Source organism: Candidatus Pelagibacter bacterium nBUS_28 (assembly GCF_051200915.1).
Taxonomy (GTDB): domain Bacteria; phylum Pseudomonadota; class Alphaproteobacteria; order Pelagibacterales; family Pelagibacteraceae; genus Pelagibacter.
The window spans coordinates 329,874-353,542 of sequence record NZ_CP172844.1 but is presented as its reverse complement, the minus strand read 5'-3'; the positions used below and the strand labels follow the sequence as shown (position 1 = coordinate 353,542).

The following is a 23,669-nucleotide window of genomic DNA, read 5'->3' as shown; positions in this document are numbered from 1 at the left end:
ATTTTAACTATTATTTTTACGCCCTCCAAAGACCGTATTGATTATTTTTGATGGATTAATAGAACCTATAATCTGATTATTGCTATCTACTACAGCTACTGTTTTTTCTTGAGTTAGGATTTTTTCTGCAACATTCTCTATAATCTCATCTTTTGAAACTTTTAAATCACTTAAGTTATTGTTAGTACTTTCGTCCATAACATCTTCGATTAATAAAACTTTTTCTCTAGGAACCTCCTCGGTAAATTTTCTCACATATTCTGTTGCTGGATTTAAAACAATATTAGCTGGTGTATCTAGTTGCTCAATAATACCATCTTTCATAATCGCAATTCGATCAGCTAGCTTTAGAGCTTCATCAAAATCATGAGTAATAAACATAATTGTTTTTTGTAATTTTTCTTGAAGTCTTAAAAATTCATCTTGCATTTCTTTTCTAATTAAAGGATCTAATGCAGAAAAAGGTTCATCTAAAAACCATATATCTGGTTCTACAGCTAATGATCTAGCTATACCCACTCTTTGTTGTTGACCTCCAGAAAGCTCTCTTGGAAAATAGTTTTCTCTTCCATCAAGACCAACAAGTTTAACCATATCCATTGCTTTACTGATACTATCCTCAGTATTTATTCCCTTAATTTGAAGAGGAAAAGCAATATTTTCTACAACTGTTTTATGAGGTAACAGAGCAAAGCTTTGAAAAACCATCCCCATCTTATTACGTCTTAAATCAATCAACTCTTTATTATTTAATTGAAGTAGGTCTTGACCTTCTATAAAAATTTTTCCACCTGTAGCATCTGTTAATCTTGATATGCATCTTAATAAAGTTGATTTACCTGAACCAGATAAGCCCATTACAACTAACATTTCACCTTTAGAAACTTCAAAAGAAGCATCGTTAACACCAACAATGCATCCGTTATCTTGAAAAGTTTTTGCATCTACATTGCCATTTGCTTCTTCAAGCATTTTTTCGGCATTTTCACCAAAAATTTTATATACACCTTCACATTTAATTATTGGATCAGACATAAATTGTGATTAGGTTATACGAAATTAGAATAAAATAAAATCGATATAATCTGTTTTTCCTTCCTAAAAATTTTTAATAAAATAAACTCTTGTATCAATACCTGTACTTAAAAAACTTAAAGCTTCACCACTAACAGTGATTGTTTCATCTACACCAACATTTTTTCCACTTACTACAAAGCCTGCAAAACATTTGTTCTTGTCTGAGTCCCATTTAACAAACGTTTCACTAATCTTATTGCCATTCATCGTATACAACTCATGTGCTCTAAAATTTAGAAAATTGGCTCCCATAATTGCACGTTGTGGAATAAGTTTTGTGGCATTACAAACCTTTTCATACACTTCATCAGTCAATCTAAAATGATCAGTTCCATCAAAAGATACTAAAATTCCTGAGGGAAGACTTGAAATTAGCTTATCTAGCTTTCTTGCTTGAGCTATTCTTTCTTCTTCAATTTTCATTTTTGCAACTAACTCATCTCCTTCACCAAAAATATTATTCAAAATAGCAAAAGATGAGATTACAATTATTATCATTATTACCAAACCACCAAATTGCTTCGTGATTTCCGGTAACTCTTTTATTTTATGCAAATAATTTTCTTTTGACATTTATTCTTGCAACTTTCCATTTATCCATGTTCCTGTTTTTTGTTTTCCATCAGACCAAGTAAAAGTTCCTTCTCCATTCATAAAACCGTTGGTCCATTGTCCTTCATAAGTTGAGCCATCAGGAAAATTTAAAGTTCCTATACCACTCCACATACTATCTTTAAATTCACCTTTGTAGATATATCCATTTGGCCAGGTTTCAGTTCCTTGACCGTGTTTTTTTGTTCCAACCCATTCACCTTCATAAGTTGTTTTATCTGTATATACCCACTTACCATAACCATTTTCACAATTACCTTCTTTACATCCAGTGCTTCGAGCTAAAGCCGAAGATGTAATTAATAAACCAAAAATTATGCTAATTAGATATTTTTTCATTTAAACACTTTACACAAAATTATTTTAAAAAATTAAACTTTTTTCTCCTTTTTATTGCATGAATAAAATGAAATATCTTTTTCAGAGTTTTCACTTTCAATATTTTTTGTAATTTCATGAATTAATTCACCAGATTTTCTATCTATGATAGCTGACTCAGAATAATTTTCTTTTTGATCTATTGCTTTAAATAAAACTACATCTTTATTTACAATTTTGACATTTAGTTTGTCTGATTTTGAAAGGAACAATGACAACCCTTTTATAAAAAGTTTTTCTGGTTTAATTGCTTCGATCTCAAATTTATCTAAACTTTTTTCATTTAAGTCTTTAGCTAAAAAAGTTTGATAATTGTATTTTGAATTTTTAATTATTTTTTTTTCTAAATCACATTTGAAACTTAAGTTAATACTTTCTTGAATGTCTATATCCTGTGCCAATGATAAATTAATAAAAAATAGACCAAGGAATGAAAATAAAAAATATTTTAATATAGAATTCATTTTTTTTGTAAGCATATAAAATGTAGCCTTAAAAAAAAATCCCCCCAACTTTGTTGGGGGAGATTGATTATTTTATTTAGTTTTGACCTTACTTAGTAAAAGCTTGCCAAACACTCTTGTTGTCAGCTAACCATTTTTTAGCTGCATCTTCATGTGTCATTTTGTCAACGTCAACTAAAGCTGCCATTGCACCAATTTGACTTGTAGAGAATGACATTTTTTTGAACGCTCGGCAGGCTGCTGGATGAGTTTTTGGAAAATCGTCATTTACAGCTTTTTTCAAATAACCATCTGGAGAACCACATTTACCGTCACCCCCGTCTTCTGGTCTACAACCAGCAGTGTATGGAGGAAAGTCTATAAATGTAAAACCAGCACCATCTGTAAAGTTTGGTGTCCAATTAAAGATAATTGTTCCTCTTCCTTCTTTTTCCGCAGCTGATAATTCAGCCCAAAGTGCATCAGCACTACCAGCAAATTTAACCATCCAAAGATCTCCTAAACCTAAAGCATCAACCCTTTGAGGTATTAAATCTCCATGCCATGTTTGTGGACCTTCAAGCATTCTTCCTTTTCCACCTGAGTCAGGTGTTACGAAGTTTTTCGCACAAGCAGGATTTTTTAAAGCAGTCCAATCTGGTAAACCTGGGCATAATCCTTTTTCAGTAACCCAATTTGGATAACCCATATCCTCTAGAGTTCTTGCCTCATGGTCACCCCAATCAGATAAACCACCTTTGTCTAAAGCTGTAGTAAATGATTTACCAAAAGCAGATTCCCATACTTCATGAGAAATAGATACGTCACCAATTCTAATTGACTCGTATACTGCTTGTGAGTCAGCATTTACATAGCTAACATTGTTTCCCATACTTTCAAATATTCCACCAATAACATAAGCCATTACAATTTGGCTTGACCAGTTATGAGTTGGAATTACGATGGGTTTTTTGCTATCTGCTGCGTTAGATACTCCTGTAAAACTTACTACAGAAATGATCAGAGCAGATATTAATGATGTTATTTTTTTCATTGTTTCCCCTCTATTAATATTAATGTTAAAGTATGTTATGAATTAATCTTCTAGTCAACTGATTTTGATTATATTATGCTCTATAATAATTATTAAAAAGCTTAGCATATGTTGGGTACTAGCAACGAAATTAAAAATCCAGGTTTAAGAACCTTACCACCAGGAGTTGAAAGATATTTTGTTAAAGGTGGTGGTTTATCTGTAATTGAGGTTTTTCCAGAAGATAAGATTGAAATTATAAATGATGAAGGCAAACAAATTTGCGAAGTTATAGTTTTCAATGATCAGGGTAAACCCGATTTATCAATTTTAAATTTAAAAGAAAATTCAAATGCAGAATTTTCTAAAAGAATAATAACAAATGATGAAAAAATTACCAAAATTTTTAATAAAAAAAACTTAAATCTTCAAAAAGCTAAATCATCAATAATGTTTAATGAAGATTGTTTGATGGGAGAAAAAATAACTTTATCATCAAAAGATAAATGTTTTATTTTAATCGCAGCACCTGGTAATCCACTAAATGTTCACGAACAAAATCCACCAACTGACTTAACTATATTTGTCAATAGAGCAAAGTTTTCAGAAACAGATGAACAGTTTATTTTACCTGAACCATTAAGTGATCCTATAGTAGAACAACTCGTTAAAAGAAGAACTGCCGAAACATATGAAGTTAAAGCAGGAGAATATATTCAAATTATTGATACGAGTGGAAGACAATGCTCTGATTTTTTAGCATTTGATACCCATAAATTAAATGATGGGATTGAAAGTATAATTGACGATAAAGCAACAAGAACTTTTATGGGTAGTGCCTATCCAGGCCCAGGCTTGTTTTCTAAGTTTTATGATGGAAATCACGAAGCAATGGTTGAGGTTGTAAGAGATACTGTTGGAAGACATGATACTTTTAATTTGGCATGTACCTCTAAATACTATGAAGATCTGGGTTATATGGGGCACATCAATTGTACTGATAATTTTAACAAAGAATTGGGAAAATATGACATTAACGCTCGAAAAAGCTGGTCAGCAATAAATCTTTTTTTCAATACAGCAATTGATGCAAATAATGTTGCAACATTTGATGAGCCGTGGTCTAGACCAGGTGATTATGTTTTGTTTAGAGCTTTAAAAGATTTAACATGCGTTTCTTCGGCTTGTCCTTGTGATGTCGATGCTGCTAATGGGTGGAACCCTACTGATATATTTGTTAGAACTTATGCAAAAAATAACAAGTATTCAAAGGCTATTGCATTTAGAATGAAAACAGACGCTGAACCAAAGCTTACTCAAGAGACAGGTTTTCACAAAAAAACATCTGAGCTAACAAGAAATTTTATTGAGTATAAAGGTTTTTGGTTAGCAAATAACTTTACTAATTCAGGAACAATAAAAGAATATAATGCATGTCGAGAAAGTGCAATCGCAACTGATCTTTCTCCGCTTAGAAAATTTGAAATACTTGGTCCAGATGCAGAAAATTTAATGCAATACGCTTTAACAAGAAATGTTAAAAAATTATCAGTAGGTCAAGTTGTTTATACAGCAATGTGTTATGAAAATGGATGCATGTTGGATGACGGGACTCTATTTAAATTTGGACAAGATAATTTTAGATGGATTGGTGGAGACGAGTACAGTGGAGAGTGGTTAAAAGAACAAGCTAAAAAGAAGAATTATAAAGTTTGGATAAAATCTGCAACCGATCACATACATAATATTGCAGTTCAAGGACCAAACAGTAGAAAAATTTTAGAAAAATTTGTTTGGACTGCGCCTATCCAACCGTCAATAACTGAGCTTGAATGGTTCAGATTTAATATTGCACGAATTGATCATGAAACAGGTACCCCTATTGTTATTTCAAGAACTGGTTACACTGGTGAACTTGGATATGAAATTTGGTGTCATCCAAAAGATGCAAGTGAAGTTTGGGATAAAGTTTGGGAAGCTGGAAAAGAATTTGATATCACACCTTTGGGTTTAGAGGCTTTAGATATGGTTCGTATAGAAGCTGGTTTAATTTTTTATGGTTATGAATTTGATGATCAAACAGATCCTTTTGAAGCAGGTATTGGTTTTACTGTACCTCTTAAAACTAAAGAAGATGATTTTATAGGTAAAGAAGAATTAGTTAAAAGAAAAGCAAATCCACAAAAAAAATTAGTTGGTCTTGAACTAGTTGGTCACGAACCAGCTGTTCATGGAGATTGTGTTCATTTAGGACGAGCACAAATTGGTGTAATAACTAGTGCTATGCTTTCTCCAAAACTAGGGAAGAATATTGCTCTTTGCAGAATAGATGTAAAATACTCTGAAATTGGAACTGAAGTTGAGGTTGGCAAATTAGATGGACATCAAAAAAGAATTGGCGCAAAAGTTATTGCTTTCCCATTCTACGATCCAACAAAATCTAAAGTAAGAGCATAAGTGTAATGCCTAAGGATAAAAAAACTCTTTTAAATTTCTGGGAAGATCAAATGAAGCAATCTCACACTTCTAGTAATTATTTTTTTAGAAAGTCACCTTCCCATTATCACATGATGCTATTAGTGATGTCAGCTTATAAAGAAAATAAAAAATTATCTGTAGAGGAACTTAAAACTAAGCTATTTAAAACTTCTAGACCAAAATCTGCACTAATTATTACTGAAGCATGTGAAAAAGGATTCTTTCGTCTTGAAAAAACTTCAACTGACCAGAGAATTAAAAATATAATGCCCAGTGAGTCCTTCATTAACGAGTTTAATGATTATTTAGTTACACTTAAAAACATAAGCTATTAGCTATTAATTTCTAAAAGTTACATAATATATATTTTTTATATATAAATTTTAGTTCTATAAATAATTATATTAATTGTTGTTTGTAAAAAATAATGTTTTGTTATGTCAACATTACCTTCAAAAGCAAAAGTAGTAATTATAGGCGGTGGTATTCATGGTTTGAGTACTGCTTGGAAACTTTCAGAAACATATAAAAATCCTGGGGATATTATAGTTCTTGAAAAAAAAGATATTGCAGCAGGCGCAAGTGGTATTGCTTGTGGAGTTGTTAGAAATAATTATTTCCAACCGGCAATGAGAGAATTAATGGCTCACTCAGTTTCTGTTTGGGAAAGTGATCCAAAAGCATTTAAATATAATGCAGTAGGTTATTTACAAATTTCTCCTGAAGTTATGCATGAGGATGTTTCAACTATTTATGAACAACAAAAAGCTATCGGTTACGATTCAGAATTTATAGAAGGTGAAAAAGATTGCACAAACTACATGAAGGGTATGTTTGATGATTGGCAAGCTCAAGGTATTACTTCTGTTCTTCATGAAAAAAAAGGTGGGTACGCATTTAATAAAGACTCAATAAAAGCACTTGAAGATAAGTCTACTTCAAATGGAGTCCAGGTTATGAAGGGTGTAACAGTTACGGGATTTAAAAGAGGCAGTAATAGTAAAGCAGTTACAGGAGTTGAAACTAACAAAGGTACAATAGAATGTGAACAAGTAGTTGTTGGAGCAGGTCCATGGGCTAGAGACTTTTGGAACATGTTAGAGCTTCCTAAAAAAGCCAATATAAAGGGCAAAGATGGTAAATTACACGAAACTGATATGTGGACATATTGGATGCTTCAAGAAGGTGTAATTGGTGTTGAGCCAGATTTTTTAAAGATGAATAATGGAAAACAACCACCAGTAATCCACGTTGACTCTACTGCACCATTGTACTCAGACAAAACAAAAAAATTAATTACAGAGGAAATTTGGGGAATTTATTATAAACCTGATATTGAAGGTTTGGGTGTTCAAGGAGGAACTTCTCCATACATAGTTGATAAACATTTTGATAAAATTAATGTAGATCCATACGGTTTAGACTCTCCAGAATTTCAAACCACTGATGCATTTAATGATATGTGGTGCTCAGCTTTAGCCCATTGCCAAAAAAGATTTGAAGGTAAATCAGATCTTTATAGAAAAGGACCATCAGGTGGTCTTGGATGTATGACTCCAGATTCATTTCCAATCTTTGATAGATTTTTAGAAAATGTTTATATGATTGCTGATGCTAACCATGGGTATAAAATGATTGGTGTTGGAGAACTTGTGGCTAAAGAAATTCTTGGTACTGAAAGTGATTTATTAAAACCGTTTAGATTCAACCGTTACGAGAAAGGTGAGCTTCACCCTACATCGAACAGTCCGTTCCCTTGGAGTTAAACTTCAAGCCTAGACACTAATAAGTTTTTCAGCTAACTTTGAATAAATAAAATTCATTGGGGGATGAAAATAATGACTGATCTAGACAAACACGTTAACCAACCAGGTAGAGCAAAGTTAGTAAAGCAAGTTAGAGCTAAGATTAATGAACTTGGTATTGAATATATTTTTTTTCAATTTATTTCTGTTACTGGAAGAGTTGTAGGTAAAGGTATTCCCACAGATCACTGGGAAAGAACTTGTGAAAAAGGATTTCAATTAGTCTATGGTGCAACAGCAAACTTATTTACAGATCGTCATGGTAATTATATTGGTTATGGACCTGAAGCAAAAGAACTTGTAGGTATTCCTGATCCAGAAACATTTTGTCAACTTCCTTGGGATAAAAAAGTAGCAAGAGTATTTGTAACTTGTTTTAGAAACAGAGAAGAAAGAGAAAACCCTGGCGCTCATTTAACATCAGATTGTCGTGGTAACTTAAGAATTCACGCCCAAGAATTTAAGAAAAAACATGGATATCAGTTAAGAGTTGGAACTGAGCCAGAGATGATGTGGCTAACAAAAAATGAAGATGGTACCCCTACTGGAAAAGGTTTTTCTAAACCATACTGTTATCACATAGATCAATTTGAGTCGTTAAGACCAGTTTTCATGAAGGTTTTTGAATATGCTAGAGCAATGGGCTTTGACATGATTCAAGGTGATCATGAAGACGCACCAGGACAATTAGAATTGAACTGGATGTATGATGATGTGTTAAGAAATGCAGACAGGCTTTCAACTTACAGACAAATTTGTGCTCAAGTTGCTAGAGAATTTAATTTAATCGCTTGCTTTATGACAAAACCTTTTATGGGAGTGTCTGCAAGTGGTTGTCACACTAATATGTCATTATGGACAGGTGGAAAAGATAAAGTTAACAAATTATCTCATAAGTCTTTACCAGCTATGGACCATGTATTCACATATGTAGAAGGTGGAACAAATACTTTTATGCCAGATACTAAAGATGTTCAGTTACCAGGTAAAGTTGGATTAAAAGCTATTGGTGGTGTTATGAAGCACTTAGGTGCTTTGACTGCAATTGGATCATCAACAGTAAACTCTTATAGAAGATTATGGGATACAGGTTTTTGGGCACCAGTTTATGCAGACTGGGGATATCAAAATAGAACTTGTGGATTAAGAGTATCAGCACCAGGAAGATTTGAATATCGTTCAGTTGACTCGATGCATAATCCTTACTTGATGGGTTCAGGGTTATTAAAATGTTTTGAAGATGGGATATCAAATAACATTGATCCAGGAAAACCAGAATCTAGAAGTATGTACGAAGCTCAAGCAGCTGGAAAAGAAGTTAAAAAATTACCTTTAAGTCTTGGTGAAGCATTAGATCGCCTATCTGAAGATGAAGTTATTAAATCAGCTATGCCAGATGAAATGTATAAAGTATTTCATTGGTATAAAAATGATGAATGGGAAAGATTTTTAGGTGCAACAACTCAATGGGATCTGGACACTTATCTTGATTGTCTACCGTAGGTCTTAAAAATAAATAAAAGGGGTAAAATATATGTGTGGGATAGCTGGATTAATACATAGAGGTAAATCTTCAAATGTTGGAAGCGAATTACAAGGTATGCTTCAAGCATTAAAGCATAGAGGTGAAGACTCAACAGGTTACGCTCTATACGGTGATACAGATGGTAAAAATTTTATCATGCGTTTCAAAGTTGGAGAAAATGTTGGTGAAGGAAGCTCATCAATTATGGAAGATGTTTCAGTTTACGATGAAAGAAAAAAGATAGTAGATCAATATTTAGCAGAGTTAGGGGCTAAAGTTCTAAAAGAAGAAAGAACTCTACCCTATTCACTAAGATATGAAATTTCTTATGATAAAAAAGATCTATTAGATTTTTCTCAAAAAATTGAAAGCATCCCAGGTGTTGAAATTCTTTCAATGGGAAAATCGTTGGAAGTAATTAAAGACTTAGGAAATGCTAAAGCAGTTTGTGATAGATATTCATTAGATAAACTTGTTGGAACTCATGCAATTGGTCATGCTAGAATGGCAACAGAATCTGGTGTTGATATTAAATCAGCCCACCCTTTTTGGGGTTATCCTTTTAGCGATGTATCAGTGGTTCATAACGGACAACTTACAAATTATTGGAACAATAGAAGACAATTAGAAAATAAAGGTATGAGATTTATGTCTGAGTGTGACTCAGAATTAATCGCAGTTTATATTGCTCAAAAAATGAGAGAAGGAGCAAGTCTTGAAGAAGGTATGAGAGACTCCTTAACAGGACTTGATGGAGTATTCACTTATTTTGTTGCAACAAGCGACTCGTTAGGAATGGCAAAAGATACTATGGCAGCAAAGCCACTAGTTCTTTACGAGTCAGATGATTTAGTTGCAATGGGTTCAGAAGAAATAGCGATCAGATCAGTTTTACCGCAAGAAATTGATACATATGATCCATTTGATGGAGAGGTAAAAGTATGGCAAATCTAAAAACAAGCGAGAAGAAATCAAAAGCCCAGTCAATGGGTATGCACAGTGAAGTTTTAACAGGAAGAACTCAACAAAAGTTTTTTAACCCTGATGAAGCTGAAAACTTTTATTACTTTGGTACTTATGATGTTGATTTCAATAAAAGAACAGATCTTGATGTAAAAGATATGTCGGCTCCAGAAGCTAATAAGGAAATCGATAATTTAATGAGTCAAGGTTTTGGAACTATTGTTATTAAAAACCCACAAGGAAAACATAGTTTAGGTGTTGGAATTTTGAATAAATTAAACTTAATTTTTGAAGGAAGTTTAGGTTATTTTGGTATGGGTTCATGTGATGGCCCTACTGTTAGAATTAATGGTAGAGTTGGTTGGTCTTGTGCTGAAAACTTAATGGCTGGTAAAGTTGTAATCGAAAAAAATGCAGGATCATGTTTTGGAGCAGCTATCAGAGGTGGAGACTTAATTTGCAAAGGTAGTGTTGGTGCTAGAACTGGTATTGATATGAAAGGTGGAACAATTATTGTTGGTGGTGACGCTGGTGCATTTACAGGTTTCATGATGCAAAGAGGTAGAATAATTATTCTTGGGGATGTTGGAATAAATTTAGGTGACTCTATGTATGATGGTACTATTTTTGTTGGCGGAAGTATTGGCTCATATGGTAGTGATGCTGTTGATGCTGATCTTTCAAAAAGTGACCAAGACTGGTTAAAACGAAAATTAAAAGTTGCAGAAATCGGTGAAAATTTTGATGTAAGCAAAATGAAAAAAATTGTAGCTGGTAAAAAACTTTGGAATTACGATAATTTAGAACCTACAGAGAAAAAAGGAGCAATTTAATGCCTAAGAAAAAAACAAAAAAAAATGGTAAGGGCGTTGGTGGAAAAACAGACGTTCATGCACATGAAGATGGAAAAAGAAATAAAAGTTTATTAGGTCATAATGCTATTTTTACTCCTGAGGTAATAGACGATATTCATATCAAATCTCAGTTAGGTAGATACCGAATGCGTGGAATGGCATTAATGAAAAAAATTCCAACATTTGATGATCTAGTTTTTCTACCTGGAACACTTACAAGATTTGTAATCGAAGGTTACAGAGAAAAATGTGAAACTAAGACTGTAATTGGACCAAGATGTGAAAACCCGATTGAACTTGATATACCTGTTTACATTACTGGTATGAGTTTTGGAGCACTTTCTTATGAAGCAAAAACTGCTTTAGCAAGAGGAGCTACTATGGCTGGTAGTGCAACTTGTTCAGGAGAAGGTGGAATGATACCTGATGAAAGAAGATATTCTGAAAAATGGTACTACCAATGTATTCAATCAAGATACGGTTTTAATCCACATCACGCTCAACTTGCAGATGGAATTGAAGTTTTCATTGGTCAAGGTCAAAAAGTTGGAATGGGTGGACACTTAATGGGTCAAAAAGTAACTGACCAAGTAGCTGAGATGAGATCATTACCTTCAGGTATCGATCAAAGATCACCTGCTAGACACCCTGACTGGTTAGGTCCAGATGATTTAGCTTTAAAAGTTGAAGAATTAAGACAATTAACAAAAAACAAAGTTCCAATTCAGTTAAAACTTGGTGCATCAAAAGTTTATGATGATGTTCGTATGGCTGCAAAATGTGACCCCGACTCTATCTATTTAGATGGAATGGAAGGTTCAACTGGTGCAGGACCTCATATCGCAGCTGCAAATACTGGTATTCCAGGAATAGCTGCTATCAGAGAAGCAAGACGAGCAATCGACGATGTGGGTAAAACTGGTAAAGTTACTTTAATTTATGCGGGTGGTGTAAGAGATGGTGCTGATATGGCAAAAGCTTTAGCGTTAGGTGCTGATGCAATTGCAATAGGTACTGGATCAATGATCGCCTTAAACTGTAATAAAGATATCCCAGAAGCTAACTTTGAAAAAGAAATGGGTGTAAAAGCTGGTGAATGTTATCACTGTCATACTGGTCGTTGTCCAGTTGGTGTTGCAACACAAGACCCTAAGCTAAGAGCAAGATTAAATCCTGATGATGCTGCACTTAGAGTTTACAACTATCTTCATGCAATGACGTTAGAAGCTCAACTTTTAGCAAGAGCATGTGGTAAAACTAATATTCACTCTTTAGAGCCTGAAGATTTAGCTGCATTAACTACGGAAGCATCTGCTTTAGCAAAAGTTCCATTAGCTGGAACAAACTACACAGTTGGTGTTGATAACTATCATAAAATATAGAGGTAACTATGGCTAAGAAAAAAACAAAAAAAACAAAAGTAAAAAGCAAAGTTAAAAAAGAGAAAAAACTTAAGCTTGGTACTTTTAAAGAAACAGCAAGAGAAAAACTAATTGGCCAACATATTGGTTATAGATATGATGTAAACTTACTTCCTGATTATAAAAGAATTACTCCATTTCTTAAAAAATATGTAGAAGCTATGGGTTGGGATGATCTTAACTGGTTAGAAGATGTTCATATGGGTTATGAAGAAGGAAAACCAGCTGTATTTTGTAGAAACGCAAATGGCTGGGTTACTATTCCAAAATCTATTAAACTTCCTAACAACCAACAAGATAGAGATATGATTGCAAGAGAACTTTTGGTTAAGTTTCAAATGTCTCCAAAACATCCTCTTGTTGATTTGAAAAAAGCTTACTTAAAATTCTAATAAAACAATCTTAAGTTGATAATTAATTAAAAACCTAGTGTTCACGCTAGGTTTTTAAGCATTGTTTTGTTTGTCACACCTTACAAAATTTTATAGGGTTCAATAAACTAATATGGGAGAGAGATTATGACTGATCAGTTAGGTGCTCTTACAACCATATTTACAGAATTTTACTACTGGGTAACAGTGGTACTGATGTTTTTAATTCACGTCGGTTTCTGTATGTATGAAGTTGGAGCTTCTCGATACAAACATCACCAACATACTCTTATGAAAAATACAATGCTGATACCTTTGGTAACAGTAACTTGGTTTTTCTTTGGTTGGTGGATTTACTGGGCGTTCCCAACAGGACCGGGAATAGCTCCATCAATAATGAATGAAAGTGTAGCATTAATAACAGACGAAAGTACTTTTAGTGCTAAATGGTATGCACCAAATACTGAATTTATGGCGGTTAACTTAGGTGACCACATATCTGGAGTATTCTGGGCTGCGTTCTTACTATTTTCATGGACAGCTGCTTCTATTGTTTCAGGAGCAATCATTGAAAGAATTACAACTTTTGCATTTGGAATTTTAGCAATTGCAATAGGTTCGTGTTTCTGGGTAATTGATGCTGCTTGGGGATGGCACTTTGATGGCTGGATGCTTAAAATTTTAGGATATCACGATGCTTATGCATCAGGAGTAATTCACGCAATTGCGGGTGGATTTGCTTTAGGTGTTCTAATGGTTTTAGGACCTAGAATTGGAAAATTCTCATCAAGTGGTGAGCCAAGAAATATAGGACCAAGAAATCCTTGGCTAGTTACAGTTGGGTTGTTTTTAATCTATACTGGTTTCTGGGGATTTTATGCGGCATGTAATATACCGATATTTGATCTTGGACCTGAGTATGGAATGGAAGGTGTAACATACTGGACAGCTACAAACATATATGTAACCCCTACTACACTTAGTGGTATAACTTATAACTTCTTGATGTCATTATCAGGAGGATTATTAGCTGGATATGTGATCGCCAAAGGTGATCCTTTCTGGACTTACTCAAGTGGACTAGCAGGTATCATCTGTGCTTCAGCTGGAAATGATTTGTATCATCCAATTCAAGCAATGATTATCGGTATGATCGGTGTTGTTGTTGCATACAAACTACATTACTGGGTTGAACGTAAGTTCAAAATTGATGATGCAGTTGGTGCAGTAGCAGTACATGGTTATGCTGGTGTTGTTGGTCTTATCATATGTGGATTTGTTTTAAATGGTTACCCATCATCTGGTTACAGTGTTGGCGCTATGTGGGACGGATCAACTTATGCATCAATCAATCCATTAGGTCAATTTCTAGGAGCAATAATAATGTTCGTAGTTCTTGGACTAATACCAGGCTATGTCATAGCTAAGATACTAAGCGCATTTGGTAAATTAAGAATACCGCGTGATGTTGAAATAGCTGGACTAGACTATGATATGATGGAATCTGCTAAAAAAGATGAACGAGCAGTTTCATCTGCAACTAGGTAAAGGAGAAAAATATGGCTACAGTTACAAACTGGATAGATCATTTAAGTGCTAAGGAGGTTGTCGGTGCAGTTTATCCGGGAGCTGGATCTAGTGAAACTTTACTGGTTATTTTAGGTATAGTTATCTGGATTGGTTGGCATGTTATTACTAACAATTCTGAGAGTGAGGAACTTTCAAAATTGGCTAGAAAAAGACATGGTGCTAATGATCATAAAAGCAATATTACCGATTGGTAATATAAAATAAAAATTTGGGCGCTACTTGATTGTGGCGCCCTTTTTTTTTATAATCTCTATAAATGAGCGATAATAATAACGAAGATCTTAGACCTACTAAAATGAGAGGTGTTTTATTTCCTAAAGCTAAATATGGAGTGATAGCGGCTATTATCATCATTGTTGTGGTCAATCTTATCTACTATAAAGACTTCTTAAAATCTCTATTAAGCTAAACCAAATATATTATGTGTGGAATTGTTGGAATTTATTTAAAAACAAAAAAATATGAAAAACATTTAGGTAAATTTTTATCTGGAATGTTAGATGGCATGGCAACAAGGGGACCTGATAGTGCAGGTTTTGCGATTTACACAAAAGAAAATAAAAATACTTACAAATATTCTATCTGTCTTAATGAAATAAAAGAGCGAGATTTCAAAAAGAAAATATCAAAATTTATAAAAAAGATTAAGTTAACCAATTATGCAGATCATGTTGTTTTAGAAACTAACGAAAAACCCTCTAAAATATTAGATTTATTAAAAAAAGAAATTCCAGAAGTATCGTTAGTAGGTTATGGAAAAAGTATAAATATTTTCAAGCAAACTGGTAACCCAAAGGATGTCGTAAAAAAATTTAAATTATCCTCTTTTTCAGGAACACATGGAATTGGTCATACAAGAATGGCTACTGAAAGTGCAATAACTACACAAGGTTCTCATCCCTACTCTACATCAGAAGATGAATGTTTGGTTCATAATGGATCACTATCAAATCATAACAATGTAAGAAGATCTCTTGTAAAAGATGGTCAAAGCTTTAATTCTGAAAATGATACTGAGGTTGCTGCTGGATATATTTCAAATCAAATATCAAAAGGTAAGGACTTAGAAAAAACATTAAAAAATAGTTTAAAAGATTTAGATGGGTTTTATACTTTTATTGCAGGTACAAAAGATGGCTTTGCATTATTGAGAGATGAAATTGCTTGTAAACCTGCTGTTGTTGCTGAGACTAAAGATTATGTTGCAGTTGCATCTGAGTTTCAAGCTATGGCGCATCTTCCAAATGTAAATTCAGCAAAAATTTTTGAGCCAAAACCTGGTGTAGTATATCACTGGTAATTTATGAACTTTGATTTAAACAAAAAAACTTTAAGGGAAGTAAATCAACATCTACAAAATGTTGATAGAAAAAAAAATAATAGAAAGTTCGAAATTTTAAACCCTCAAGGACAACACGCTATATGTGCAGGTTTGAAAGATAATATTGATGTAACAGTCAAAGGTCATACCGGATACTACTGCGCAGGTATGAATCAAAAAGCAACCGTCACAGTTCATGGAAACGTTGGAACTGGTGTCGCTGAAAATATGATGTCAGGTAAAATTGTTGTTAAAGGTAACGCCTCTCAATCAGCTGGCGCCACAGGTCATGGGGGTGCATTAATTATAGAAGGAGATGCAAGCTCTAGATGTGGAATATCAATGAAAGGAATTGATATAGTAGTTAAAGGTTCTGTTGGCCATATGTCAGCTTTTATGGCACAAAAAGGTAATTTAGTTGTAATGGGTGATGCAGATGCAGATCTTGGAGACTCAATTTATGAAGCAAAGATATTTGTAAAAGGTAAAGTTAAAAGCTTAGGTGCAGATTGTGTTGAAAAGAAAATGGATAAAAAGAATATAGATGAATTAACAAAACTATTTAAAAAACTCAATATTTCAGAAGATCCTAAAAAATTTAAAAGATATGGTTCTGCTAGAAATTTATATAATTTTAAAATTGATAATGTGGGTGCATACTAAATATGAAAAAAGATCTTAAAGAATTTAAAACATTTCCAAGCTCTACAATAAAAGAAATTCAAAGAGCAGCAAACGAAGGAATTTATCAAATAAGAGGATTGGGTGCTAAACGAAAAGTTCCTGATTTTGATGATCTTGTTTTTTTAGGCGCATCGATGTCCAGGTACCCATTAGAAGGTTACAGAGAAACATGTAACACTTCAGTTATTTTAGGAGATCGATTTGCAAAAAAACCGATCAAACTAGATATTCCAATTACAATTGCTGGGATGAGTTTTGGAGCACTCGGTGCTAATGCAAAAGAAGCTTTAGGTAGAGGAGCATCTGCAATGGGAACTTCAACAACTACTGGTGATGGTGGTATGACACAAGAGGAAAGAGGTTCTTCAAAATATTTAGTTTATCAATTACTACCTTCTAGATATGGCATGAATCCTGACGATTTAAGAAAAGCAGACGCTATTGAAGTAGTAGTTGGACAAGGTGCAAAACCTGGTGGTGGTGGAATGTTGCTTGGTCAAAAAATTAATAAAAGAGTTGCAGGAATGAGAACCTTACCAGAAGGAATTGATCAAAGAAGTGCTTGTAGACATCCTGACTGGACTGGCCCAGATGATTTAGAAATTAAAATTCAAGAACTTAGAGAAATTACAAATTGGGAAAAACCAATTTATATAAAAGTTGGAGCCGCAAGACCTTTTTACGATACCACATTAGCTGTAAAAGCTGGTGCAGATGTGGTTGTACTTGATGGAATGCAAGGTGGAACAGCTGCTACTCAAGATGTTTTTATTGAACACGTTGGAATTCCAACCTTAGGTGCATTAAGAGAAGCTGTTGATGCTTTAAAAGAATTAAATATGCATAGAAAAGTTCAGCTTGTTGTTTCAGGTGGTATTAGAACTGGTGCAGATGTTGCAAAAGCAATGGCAATGGGTGCAGATGCTGTATCAATCGGTTCTGCTGCAATGATGGCTTTAAACTGTAATGCAGATTTGTATGTTGAAGATTATAAAAAACTTGGAACCGAACCTGGTTATTGTCATCACTGTCATACAGGAAGATGTCCGGTAGGCGTTGCAACACAAGATCCTAAACTAGAAAAAAGATTAAACCCAATTGAAGCTGGTAAAAGAATTAAAAACTATTTAACAACTTTAACCCTAGAGTTGCAAACGTTAGCTAGAGCTAATGGTAAATCAGATGTTAGAAACTTAGAACCTGAAGATCTAGCTGCCCTAACAGTTGAAGCAGCTGCAATGGCAAGAGTTCCTCTAGCTGGCACAGATTGGATACCTGGAAAAAAATAATTGAATAAAACTTTTTAAACAAGTAGGATTAATCATGCCAAAAAATCTTTCACAAATTGCCAAACAAAAAAAAATAAAATATTTCCTAATAAGTTTCGTTGATCTTTTTGGAGTTTTAAGATCTAAATTAGTTCCAGCTCAAGCCATAGGTGAGATGCAAAAAAATGGAGCTGGCTTTGCTGGGTTTGCCACATGGTTAGACATGACACCTGCTGACAGTGATATGTTTGGAGTGCCTGATCCTGATAGTTTAATTCAATTACCATGGAATAAAGAAATTGGTTGGTTGGCATCTGACTTATACATGGACGGAAAACCTGTAAAGGCTTCACCAAGAGTGATGCTTAAAGAACAAATTAAAAAGATGTCTCAAAAAAAATTACAGATGAAGTCTGGTGTTGAATGTGAATATTTTTTAATTTCAGAAGATGGATCATCAATAGCTGATCAAAGAGATATTCAATCTAAGCCTTGTTATGATCAATCAGCTTTAATGAGAAGATATGATTTAATTAAAGAGATATGTGACTGCATGATTACAATGGGTTGGAAGCCCTATCAAAATGATCATGAAGACGCTAATGGTCAATTTGAGATGAATTGGGATTATACAGACTCGTTAATTACAGCTGATAGGCATGTATTCTTTAAATATATGGTTAAAAGTTTAGCTGAAAAACATGGTTTAAGAGCAACCTTCATGCCAAAACCCTTTCATAATTTAACTGGTAACGGTTGTCATGCTCACGTTTCAGTATGGAATGGTAAAGATAATAAATTTTTAGATAAAAAAGATACGCTTGGTTTAAGTAAATTAGCTTACAATTTCTTAGGAGGCGTAATGAATAATACTCAAGCTTTATCAGCCTTTTTTAATCCGACAATCAATAGTTACAGAAGAATTAATGCTCCACCGACAAAGTCTGGTGCAACTTGGTCGCCAAGTAGTATTTCTTATACAGGAAATAACAGAACACACATGATTAGAATTCCAGATCAAGGAAGATTTGAATTAAGATTAATGGATGGTGCTGCCAACCCCTATTTACTTCAAGCGGGTATAATTGCTGCTGGACTTGAAGGAATTAATAAAAAATTAAATCCTGGAAAACCTTTGCATTGTAATATGTACAAAGATTACAAAAAATATCCAAAACTAAAAAAACTTCCAAACGATATTAATCAAGCAATCTCAATGCTTCAAAAAAGCAAACCGCTTGCTGATGCTTTTGGAAAAGATGTGATTGAAAGTTATACTAAACTTAAAAATTCTGAGATAAAAGATTTTAAGAGCAAATCTTCATTTAATAAAAAAAAACCAGTCACTAAGTGGGAAAAAGATAACACTCTCGACTGCTAGAATGACAATTTTATCTAACGGTCATCAATGGAAGTATTCTGAATTTTTAGATAATAAAAATTATTCATTTGATAAAAAACAAATTTTAAATTCACTATCTGAAAAAGAAATTGATGATGCTTATTCAAGTATATCAAAGTGGGATGGATACGTCCCTACTCCATTAATATCACTTAATAAATTATCTAATGAGTTAGATTTAAATAAAATTTATTACAAAGATGAAAGTAAAAGATTTGATTTAAAATCATTTAAAGCACTAGGAGGTGCTTATGCAGTTGAAAAAGCAACCCAAGGAAATAAAGATATCACCGTTGCAACTGCAACTGCTGGAAATCATGGAAGATCTGTTGCATGGGGTGCTAGAAGATTAGAGCTTAAGTGTAAAATCTTTATTAGTGAGTTTGTTAGTGATGCTAGAGGTCAAGCGATGGCAGATCTTGGTGCAGATGTAATTAAAGTAAAAGGAAACTACGAAAAATCATTAATCGAATGCATTAAGCAATCCACAGAAAATAATTGGCAAATAGTACAAGATGTTGCTTGGAAAGATTATATGCAAGTTCCAACATATACGATGGCTGGTTACACAGTTATGATGAAAGAAATTATTGATCAAATTAATAATGAAAAAATTTCTCATATAATTTTACAGGCAGGTGTTGGTGGAATGGCTGGCGCAATGGTTGCAGGTATTGCAAGATATTTAGACAATGTACCAGTAACACTTGTCGTTGAACCTGATAGTGCAGCCTGTGTTTTAGAAAGTATTAGAACAGGAAAAATAGAAAAAATTGATATTAAAAGAGAAAGTCTTATGGGTGGTATGTCATGTGGAGAGGTATCATTGGTCCCATGGGAAATTTTAAAAAATTCAGTTAAACATTGTATCAGTCTACCCGACGACGATATTGCAAAAACTATGAAATTATTAGGAAATTCAAGCTTTAGTGATGATCCGATAATAGCTGGAGAAAATTCAGCACCAGGAGTAATTAGCTTAATTGCTAGTTGTGAGGATGAAAATATTAAACAAAAATTAAAATTAGATCAAAATTCAAATGTTTTAGTTATTGGTTGTGAGGGTGACACTGATAAAGAGATGTATCAAAAGTTAATTAACCAAAATTGATCATATGTCAGATACTGGGATTTTTTGGATAAGAGATGATTTTAGAATAGAAAATAATCCAGCATTATCTTTTGCAACTCAAAATCATGAAAACGTAATTGCATTATTTATTTATAATAACAAAAATTTTGATAATCAAACTGAAGCTCAAAAATGGTGGGTTTCAAAATCATTAGAAGTTTTTAAAATAGACTTATCTAAACACAATATTAATCTTCAAATAGTTAAAGGAGATGAGTTAGAAATTTTCTCTAAAATTAAAAAGAAAGATAATCTCGCTATATATTGGAATAAAGTTTACGAACCAGATGTAATTGCTAAAGGAAAAAAAATTAGAGATTTTTTTTTAAAAAATGAAATAAATTTCAAATATTTTAAAGGAAATATTCTAAATGAATTTCAAGAAGTAACAAAAAATGATGGAACACCCTTTAAGGTATTTACTCCTTTTTGGAGAACTGCTGAGCAAAAATATTTAGGTTTACCTCCTGCAAAAAACTATGTTGTTAAAAAAAGGACCAAAGAAAAAACTTTCTTTAAAAATTGTATAGAACCTAAAAATATTTTGCCAAAAAAAGATTGGTATAAAAAATTTGATAAATATTGGAAAATATCCGAGAACGATTCTAAAAAGATTCTAAATGAATTAATAGAAAGTAAAATTAAAGACTATGGAACTGCAAGAGATATTCCTTCTATTGAAGGTACCTCTAAACTTTCACCATATATAAAACATGGTCAAATTCATGTTACAAGTATTTGGAAAAAATGTAATGAAATAAAATCTAAAGGGATTGGTTATAGAAAATATGTTAATGAACTTGGATGGAGAGAATTTTCTCATAGTTTAATTAATTATTTTCCAGAATTTTTAAAAGGAAATTATAGAAAAGATTTTGATAAATTTCCCTGGATTAAAAATCATAAATATCTGAAGGCTTGGAAAAATGGAATGACTGGTTACCCAATAGTTGATGCTGGAATGAGAGAATTATATGAAACAGGTTGGATGCATAATAGAGTTCGAATGGTAGTTGGATCTTTTTTGGTTAAACATCTAAGAATAAATTGGACTGAAGGTGAAAAACATTTCAGAAATTGTTTGTTAGATTTTAATAAGGCAAATAATGTTGCACAGTGGCAGTGGGTTGCAGGGTGTGGGGCAGATGCTGCACCTTATTTTAGAATATTTAATCCAATCTTACAGGGAGAAAAGTTTGATAAAGAAGGTCTTTATGTAAAAAAATGGGTTCCAGAATTAAATAAAGTCCCCAATAAATTTATCCATAAGCCTTGGGAGATGGAACTGAAATACCAACAGGCTATTAAAACTATAATTGGAAAAGATTATCCTCAACCAATAGTTATTCATGAAAAAGCTAGGGCTTCTGCTTTAGAGGCTTTTCAAACCTTAAAAAAATAAACTATTTTAATTACTCTCCAATAAAGTGGTGAATAACAAATCTATTTTGTTGATTTATTCTATGCTCAAACAAATACAAACCCTGCCAAGTGCCAAGTAACAGCTTACTATCTTTAATACTTAAAGAGATTTGATTGTTAGTTAATGCAGATTTTATATGAGCGGGCATGTCATCTTTACCTTCTGTGGTATGAACATAAAGTTTGTTATTCATTGGCACTAATTTATCAAAATAATTAATTAAATCTGTTTGAACATCTGGATCAGCATTTTCTTGAACAATTAATGAGGCACTAGTGTGCTGAATACTTAAATTAAGCATACCATTTACTAAATGGTTATCATTGATCCATTGAATTGTTTGATCAGTAAACTCATATAATTTCTGACCATTGGTATTAATCTGAAGATTATAGAATTCTTGCTTCACTTTAAATTATAACTTGTTGATGTTAACTCATGTAATCGACTAATAGTTCGCTTAAATACATCTCTTAAATTACTTGAAGAGGTGATAGAGTCTAATTGAGATTTTGACGATACCAATAATGGTATTTTTTTTTCATATAAAATATCAATTAAAGTAACAAATCTTTGTTGTTGGTTTGAATTATCTTTATTAAAATTAGGTATATTTTCAATAACCATGAACATACTTGACTCTGCAATTTTTATATAATCTTCAGCTCCAATATTTTTTGCACACAAATCATTAAAATCAAATCTTAAAGTTCCATTAAAATAATTTTTAATAATAAATATTCTTCCTTTAATGGATAAAGTTTTTTCTTTGTTATGAATATCTTTTGTTATTTTTCGGTAAAATTTATTAACTTTAAAATTAGTAGTTGAATTTAATGGATAAAAAAATCTTTTATTTTTATTACTTTGAGATTTTCTATAATCTTCTTCAATAACAAGTTTTTCTTGAAAACACTTATTTTTTAAAATCTTTATGAATGGTAAAAACTGATCTCTTTGCAATCCATCTTTATAAAGATCATTAATTTTTATATTTGAAGAAAATAAAACTTTTATATTTTCGTTAAATATTTTTTTGAATAGGTTGCCTAAAATCATTGCATCAACAATATTAGTAACTTGAAACTCATCAAAATATATTAATTCATAATTTTTTTTTAATTTTTGGACAAATTTATCAATAATATTTTCTTTTTTATTCACTTTAATTTTAAATTTAAAATCATGAAAACTAATCATAAATTCATTAAAATGAATTCGTTGTTTACGTGGTTTAAAATTTTCGTAAAAGAAATTTAAGATCATAGTTTTACCAACACCCACATCACCTTGTAGATAAAAACCAGGCTTTGTATTTTTCTTAGAAAAAATTTTTTTTAAAAATGACTTATTAAAATTTAGATTATAAAAATCATTCAATTGGTCTACTAGCTCTAATTGATTGGGATTAATCTCTAAATTATTTTTTTTACAATGATTTAGAAATAATTTTTTTAAATTCATTTTTTTGTCTTAAAATCTACACCATATTCAGATCTAGAACCTTTTCTTAATCCAAATGGTCCTGGTATAAAAATTGTCATAGGATTTGTGCCCTCTTTTAAATCTACTCTATGATGGGCATTTGCTGAGCGGAATCCTATGTAACCAGGTTTCCTCCAAAACTTCCCCTTTTTTGTTATCTCCCAATATCCACCTCTTAAAATTATTGTGATATATGGGCATAAATGATTGTGAACACCTTCACCATGATCATCGGCCAGCATTTCGTGAATCAAGATATTAAAAGGAAACCACTTCGGCCTATATCTAAACAAAACATAATACCTATTCATCCATGGTTTAGCCTTATGATATCTAGGATGAGAAGGTCCTCTGTCTAGAACTACTTTTTTTCTTCCAATTTTATCTAAAAATTTTAGAAACAT

At 32.5% G+C, this 23,669-nt stretch carries 24 protein-coding genes; 16 read left to right on the top strand and 8 right to left on the bottom strand.

Translation table 11 applies throughout. The features are described from left to right. Positions 1-3 precede the first annotated feature (3 nt). The 5 genes from ACIJYC_RS01760 to ACIJYC_RS01740 all read right to left on the bottom strand — a co-directional run bounded on the left by ACIJYC_RS01760 (position 4) and on the right by ACIJYC_RS01740 (position 3,564). A complete protein-coding gene (locus ACIJYC_RS01760) occupies positions 4-1,035 on the bottom strand; it encodes a quaternary amine ABC transporter ATP-binding protein (RefSeq protein WP_435167116.1) in 1,032 nt (343 codons plus the stop codon). A 63-nt stretch (positions 1,036-1,098) separates the two neighbouring features. Further along, complete coding sequence (locus ACIJYC_RS01755) at positions 1,099-1,650, bottom strand: hypothetical protein (protein WP_435167113.1); 552 nt, start codon at positions 1,648-1,650, stop codon at positions 1,099-1,101. Continuing rightward, a complete protein-coding gene (locus ACIJYC_RS01750; protein WP_435167110.1) occupies positions 1,651-2,028 on the bottom strand; it encodes an MORN repeat-containing protein in 378 nt (125 codons plus the stop codon). It abuts the gene before it with no gap. Between the two features lie 32 nt (positions 2,029-2,060). Beyond that, positions 2,061-2,546 carry a hypothetical protein gene (locus tag ACIJYC_RS01745; RefSeq protein ID WP_435167107.1) on the bottom strand — a complete coding sequence of 162 codons (486 nt, stop codon included), beginning with the start codon at positions 2,544-2,546 and terminating at the stop codon, positions 2,061-2,063. Positions 2,547-2,619: 73 nt separating this feature from the next. Continuing rightward, positions 2,620-3,564, bottom strand: coding sequence for an ABC transporter substrate-binding protein (locus ACIJYC_RS01740; RefSeq protein WP_435167104.1), 945 nt, complete (start codon positions 3,562-3,564; stop codon positions 2,620-2,622). Positions 3,565-3,672: 108 nt separating this feature from the next. Here ACIJYC_RS01740 and ACIJYC_RS01735 point away from each other — a divergent pair, with 108 nt between their 5' ends. The 16 genes from ACIJYC_RS01735 (at position 3,673) to ACIJYC_RS01660 (ending at position 21,759) form a co-directional block, all read left to right on the top strand. Beyond that, positions 3,673-6,000, top strand: a complete 2,328-nt coding sequence (locus tag ACIJYC_RS01735; protein WP_435167101.1) for a DUF1989 domain-containing protein — start codon at positions 3,673-3,675, stop codon at positions 5,998-6,000. A 5-nt stretch (positions 6,001-6,005) separates the two neighbouring features. Then, complete coding sequence (locus ACIJYC_RS01730; RefSeq protein ID WP_435117251.1) at positions 6,006-6,356, top strand: hypothetical protein; 351 nt, start codon at positions 6,006-6,008, stop codon at positions 6,354-6,356. A gap of 102 nt (positions 6,357-6,458) precedes the next feature. Beyond that, the gene (locus ACIJYC_RS01725) at positions 6,459-7,787 is read left to right on the top strand and encodes an NAD(P)/FAD-dependent oxidoreductase (RefSeq protein WP_435167098.1); all 1,329 of its coding nucleotides are present in this window, start codon (positions 6,459-6,461) and stop codon (positions 7,785-7,787) included. A gap of 72 nt (positions 7,788-7,859) precedes the next feature. Further along, a complete protein-coding gene (locus ACIJYC_RS01720; protein WP_435088741.1) occupies positions 7,860-9,329 on the top strand; it encodes a glutamine synthetase family protein in 1,470 nt (489 codons plus the stop codon). A gap of 31 nt (positions 9,330-9,360) precedes the next feature. After that, complete coding sequence (locus ACIJYC_RS01715) at positions 9,361-10,305, top strand: glutamine amidotransferase (protein ID WP_435090768.1); 945 nt, start codon at positions 9,361-9,363, stop codon at positions 10,303-10,305. Next, positions 10,293-11,147 (top strand): GXGXG motif-containing protein, encoded by an 855-nt coding sequence (locus ACIJYC_RS01710; RefSeq protein WP_435088739.1) that lies wholly within the window; start codon positions 10,293-10,295, stop codon positions 11,145-11,147. The genes ACIJYC_RS01715 and ACIJYC_RS01710 overlap by 13 nt, the downstream gene beginning before the upstream one ends. Further along, positions 11,147-12,550, top strand: coding sequence for an FMN-binding glutamate synthase family protein (locus tag ACIJYC_RS01705; RefSeq protein WP_435088738.1), 1,404 nt, complete (start codon positions 11,147-11,149; stop codon positions 12,548-12,550). Before ACIJYC_RS01710 ends, ACIJYC_RS01705 begins: the two co-directional genes overlap by 1 nt. An 8-nt stretch (positions 12,551-12,558) precedes the next feature. Beyond that, complete coding sequence (locus tag ACIJYC_RS01700; RefSeq protein WP_435086585.1) at positions 12,559-12,981, top strand: hypothetical protein; 423 nt, start codon at positions 12,559-12,561, stop codon at positions 12,979-12,981. A gap of 126 nt (positions 12,982-13,107) precedes the next feature. Next, entirely contained in the window at positions 13,108-14,508 is a 1,401-nt protein-coding gene (locus ACIJYC_RS01695) for an ammonium transporter (protein ID WP_435167096.1), read from the top strand. 11 nt (positions 14,509-14,519) lie between these two features. After that, entirely contained in the window at positions 14,520-14,744 is a 225-nt protein-coding gene (locus tag ACIJYC_RS01690) for a hypothetical protein (RefSeq protein ID WP_435088736.1), read from the top strand. A 227-nt stretch (positions 14,745-14,971) separates the two neighbouring features. Next, positions 14,972-15,850 carry a class II glutamine amidotransferase gene (locus ACIJYC_RS01685; protein ID WP_435167094.1) on the top strand — a complete coding sequence of 293 codons (879 nt, stop codon included), beginning with the start codon at positions 14,972-14,974 and terminating at the stop codon, positions 15,848-15,850. A 3-nt stretch (positions 15,851-15,853) separates the two neighbouring features. Next, a complete protein-coding gene (locus tag ACIJYC_RS01680) occupies positions 15,854-16,534 on the top strand; it encodes a protein glxC (RefSeq protein WP_435167091.1) in 681 nt (226 codons plus the stop codon). 2 nt (positions 16,535-16,536) lie between these two features. Beyond that, the gene (locus ACIJYC_RS01675; protein WP_435117233.1) at positions 16,537-17,844 is read left to right on the top strand and encodes an FMN-binding glutamate synthase family protein; all 1,308 of its coding nucleotides are present in this window, start codon (positions 16,537-16,539) and stop codon (positions 17,842-17,844) included. Positions 17,845-17,878: 34 nt separating this feature from the next. Next, positions 17,879-19,204, top strand: coding sequence for a type III glutamate--ammonia ligase (glnT, locus tag ACIJYC_RS01670; RefSeq protein ID WP_435167088.1), 1,326 nt, complete (start codon positions 17,879-17,881; stop codon positions 19,202-19,204). Position 19,205: 1 nt separating this feature from the next. Further along, positions 19,206-20,336, top strand: coding sequence for a diaminopropionate ammonia-lyase (locus tag ACIJYC_RS01665; RefSeq protein WP_435167085.1), 1,131 nt, complete (start codon positions 19,206-19,208; stop codon positions 20,334-20,336). Between the two features lie 4 nt (positions 20,337-20,340). Continuing rightward, the gene (locus ACIJYC_RS01660) at positions 20,341-21,759 is read left to right on the top strand and encodes a cryptochrome/photolyase family protein (RefSeq protein WP_435167082.1); all 1,419 of its coding nucleotides are present in this window, start codon (positions 20,341-20,343) and stop codon (positions 21,757-21,759) included. Between the two features lie 10 nt (positions 21,760-21,769). Here the strand turns inward: ACIJYC_RS01660 and ACIJYC_RS01655 are convergent, their stop codons facing one another. Genes ACIJYC_RS01655 through ACIJYC_RS01645 form a run of 3 tightly spaced genes read right to left on the bottom strand, consistent with a single transcriptional unit; the run spans position 21,770 to position 23,669 of the window. Further along, a complete protein-coding gene (locus tag ACIJYC_RS01655) occupies positions 21,770-22,189 on the bottom strand; it encodes a secondary thiamine-phosphate synthase enzyme YjbQ (RefSeq protein WP_435167079.1) in 420 nt (139 codons plus the stop codon). Then, entirely contained in the window at positions 22,186-23,244 is a 1,059-nt protein-coding gene (gene zapE, locus ACIJYC_RS01650; RefSeq protein ID WP_435167076.1) for a cell division protein ZapE, read from the bottom strand. Before zapE ends, ACIJYC_RS01655 begins: the two co-directional genes overlap by 4 nt. Continuing rightward, a complete protein-coding gene (locus ACIJYC_RS01645) occupies positions 23,241-23,669 on the bottom strand; it encodes a hypothetical protein (RefSeq protein ID WP_435167073.1) in 429 nt (142 codons plus the stop codon). The genes zapE and ACIJYC_RS01645 overlap by 4 nt, the downstream gene beginning before the upstream one ends.

Bases quoted from the DNA above. Each gene is read 5' to 3' on its own strand.
- ACIJYC_RS01695 (WP_435167096.1), top strand. From the start codon at position 13,108: ATGACTGATCAGTTAGGTGCTCTTACAACCATATTTACAGAATTTTAC.
- ACIJYC_RS01760 (WP_435167116.1), bottom strand. From the start codon at position 1,035: ATGTCTGATCCAATAATTAAATGTGAAGGTGTATATAAAATTTTTGGT.
- ACIJYC_RS01665 (WP_435167085.1), top strand. From the start codon at position 19,206: ATGACAATTTTATCTAACGGTCATCAATGGAAGTATTCTGAATTTTTA.
- ACIJYC_RS01725 (WP_435167098.1), top strand. From the start codon at position 6,459: ATGTCAACATTACCTTCAAAAGCAAAAGTAGTAATTATAGGCGGTGGT.
- ACIJYC_RS01730 (WP_435117251.1), top strand. From the start codon at position 6,006: ATGCCTAAGGATAAAAAAACTCTTTTAAATTTCTGGGAAGATCAAATG.
- glnT (WP_435167088.1), top strand. From the start codon at position 17,879: ATGCCAAAAAATCTTTCACAAATTGCCAAACAAAAAAAAATAAAATAT.
- ACIJYC_RS01700 (WP_435086585.1), top strand. From the start codon at position 12,559: ATGGCTAAGAAAAAAACAAAAAAAACAAAAGTAAAAAGCAAAGTTAAA.
- ACIJYC_RS01755 (WP_435167113.1), bottom strand. From the start codon at position 1,650: ATGTCAAAAGAAAATTATTTGCATAAAATAAAAGAGTTACCGGAAATC.
- ACIJYC_RS01675 (WP_435117233.1), top strand. From the start codon at position 16,537: ATGAAAAAAGATCTTAAAGAATTTAAAACATTTCCAAGCTCTACAATA.
- ACIJYC_RS01685 (WP_435167094.1), top strand. From the start codon at position 14,972: ATGTGTGGAATTGTTGGAATTTATTTAAAAACAAAAAAATATGAAAAA.
- ACIJYC_RS01690 (WP_435088736.1), top strand. From the start codon at position 14,520: ATGGCTACAGTTACAAACTGGATAGATCATTTAAGTGCTAAGGAGGTT.
- ACIJYC_RS01660 (WP_435167082.1), top strand. From the start codon at position 20,341: ATGTCAGATACTGGGATTTTTTGGATAAGAGATGATTTTAGAATAGAA.
- ACIJYC_RS01680 (WP_435167091.1), top strand. From the start codon at position 15,854: ATGAACTTTGATTTAAACAAAAAAACTTTAAGGGAAGTAAATCAACAT.
- ACIJYC_RS01735 (WP_435167101.1), top strand. From the start codon at position 3,673: ATGTTGGGTACTAGCAACGAAATTAAAAATCCAGGTTTAAGAACCTTA.
- ACIJYC_RS01720 (WP_435088741.1), top strand. From the start codon at position 7,860: ATGACTGATCTAGACAAACACGTTAACCAACCAGGTAGAGCAAAGTTA.
- ACIJYC_RS01750 (WP_435167110.1), bottom strand. From the start codon at position 2,028: ATGAAAAAATATCTAATTAGCATAATTTTTGGTTTATTAATTACATCT.
- ACIJYC_RS01740 (WP_435167104.1), bottom strand. From the start codon at position 3,564: ATGAAAAAAATAACATCATTAATATCTGCTCTGATCATTTCTGTAGTA.
- ACIJYC_RS01745 (WP_435167107.1), bottom strand. From the start codon at position 2,546: ATGCTTACAAAAAAAATGAATTCTATATTAAAATATTTTTTATTTTCA.
- ACIJYC_RS01715 (WP_435090768.1), top strand. From the start codon at position 9,361: ATGTGTGGGATAGCTGGATTAATACATAGAGGTAAATCTTCAAATGTT.
- ACIJYC_RS01645 (WP_435167073.1), bottom strand. From the start codon at position 23,669: ATGTTTCTAAAATTTTTAGATAAAATTGGAAGAAAAAAAGTAGTTCTA.
- ACIJYC_RS01705 (WP_435088738.1), top strand. From the start codon at position 11,147: ATGCCTAAGAAAAAAACAAAAAAAAATGGTAAGGGCGTTGGTGGAAAA.
- ACIJYC_RS01710 (WP_435088739.1), top strand. From the start codon at position 10,293: ATGGCAAATCTAAAAACAAGCGAGAAGAAATCAAAAGCCCAGTCAATG.
- zapE (WP_435167076.1), bottom strand. From the start codon at position 23,244: ATGAATTTAAAAAAATTATTTCTAAATCATTGTAAAAAAAATAATTTA.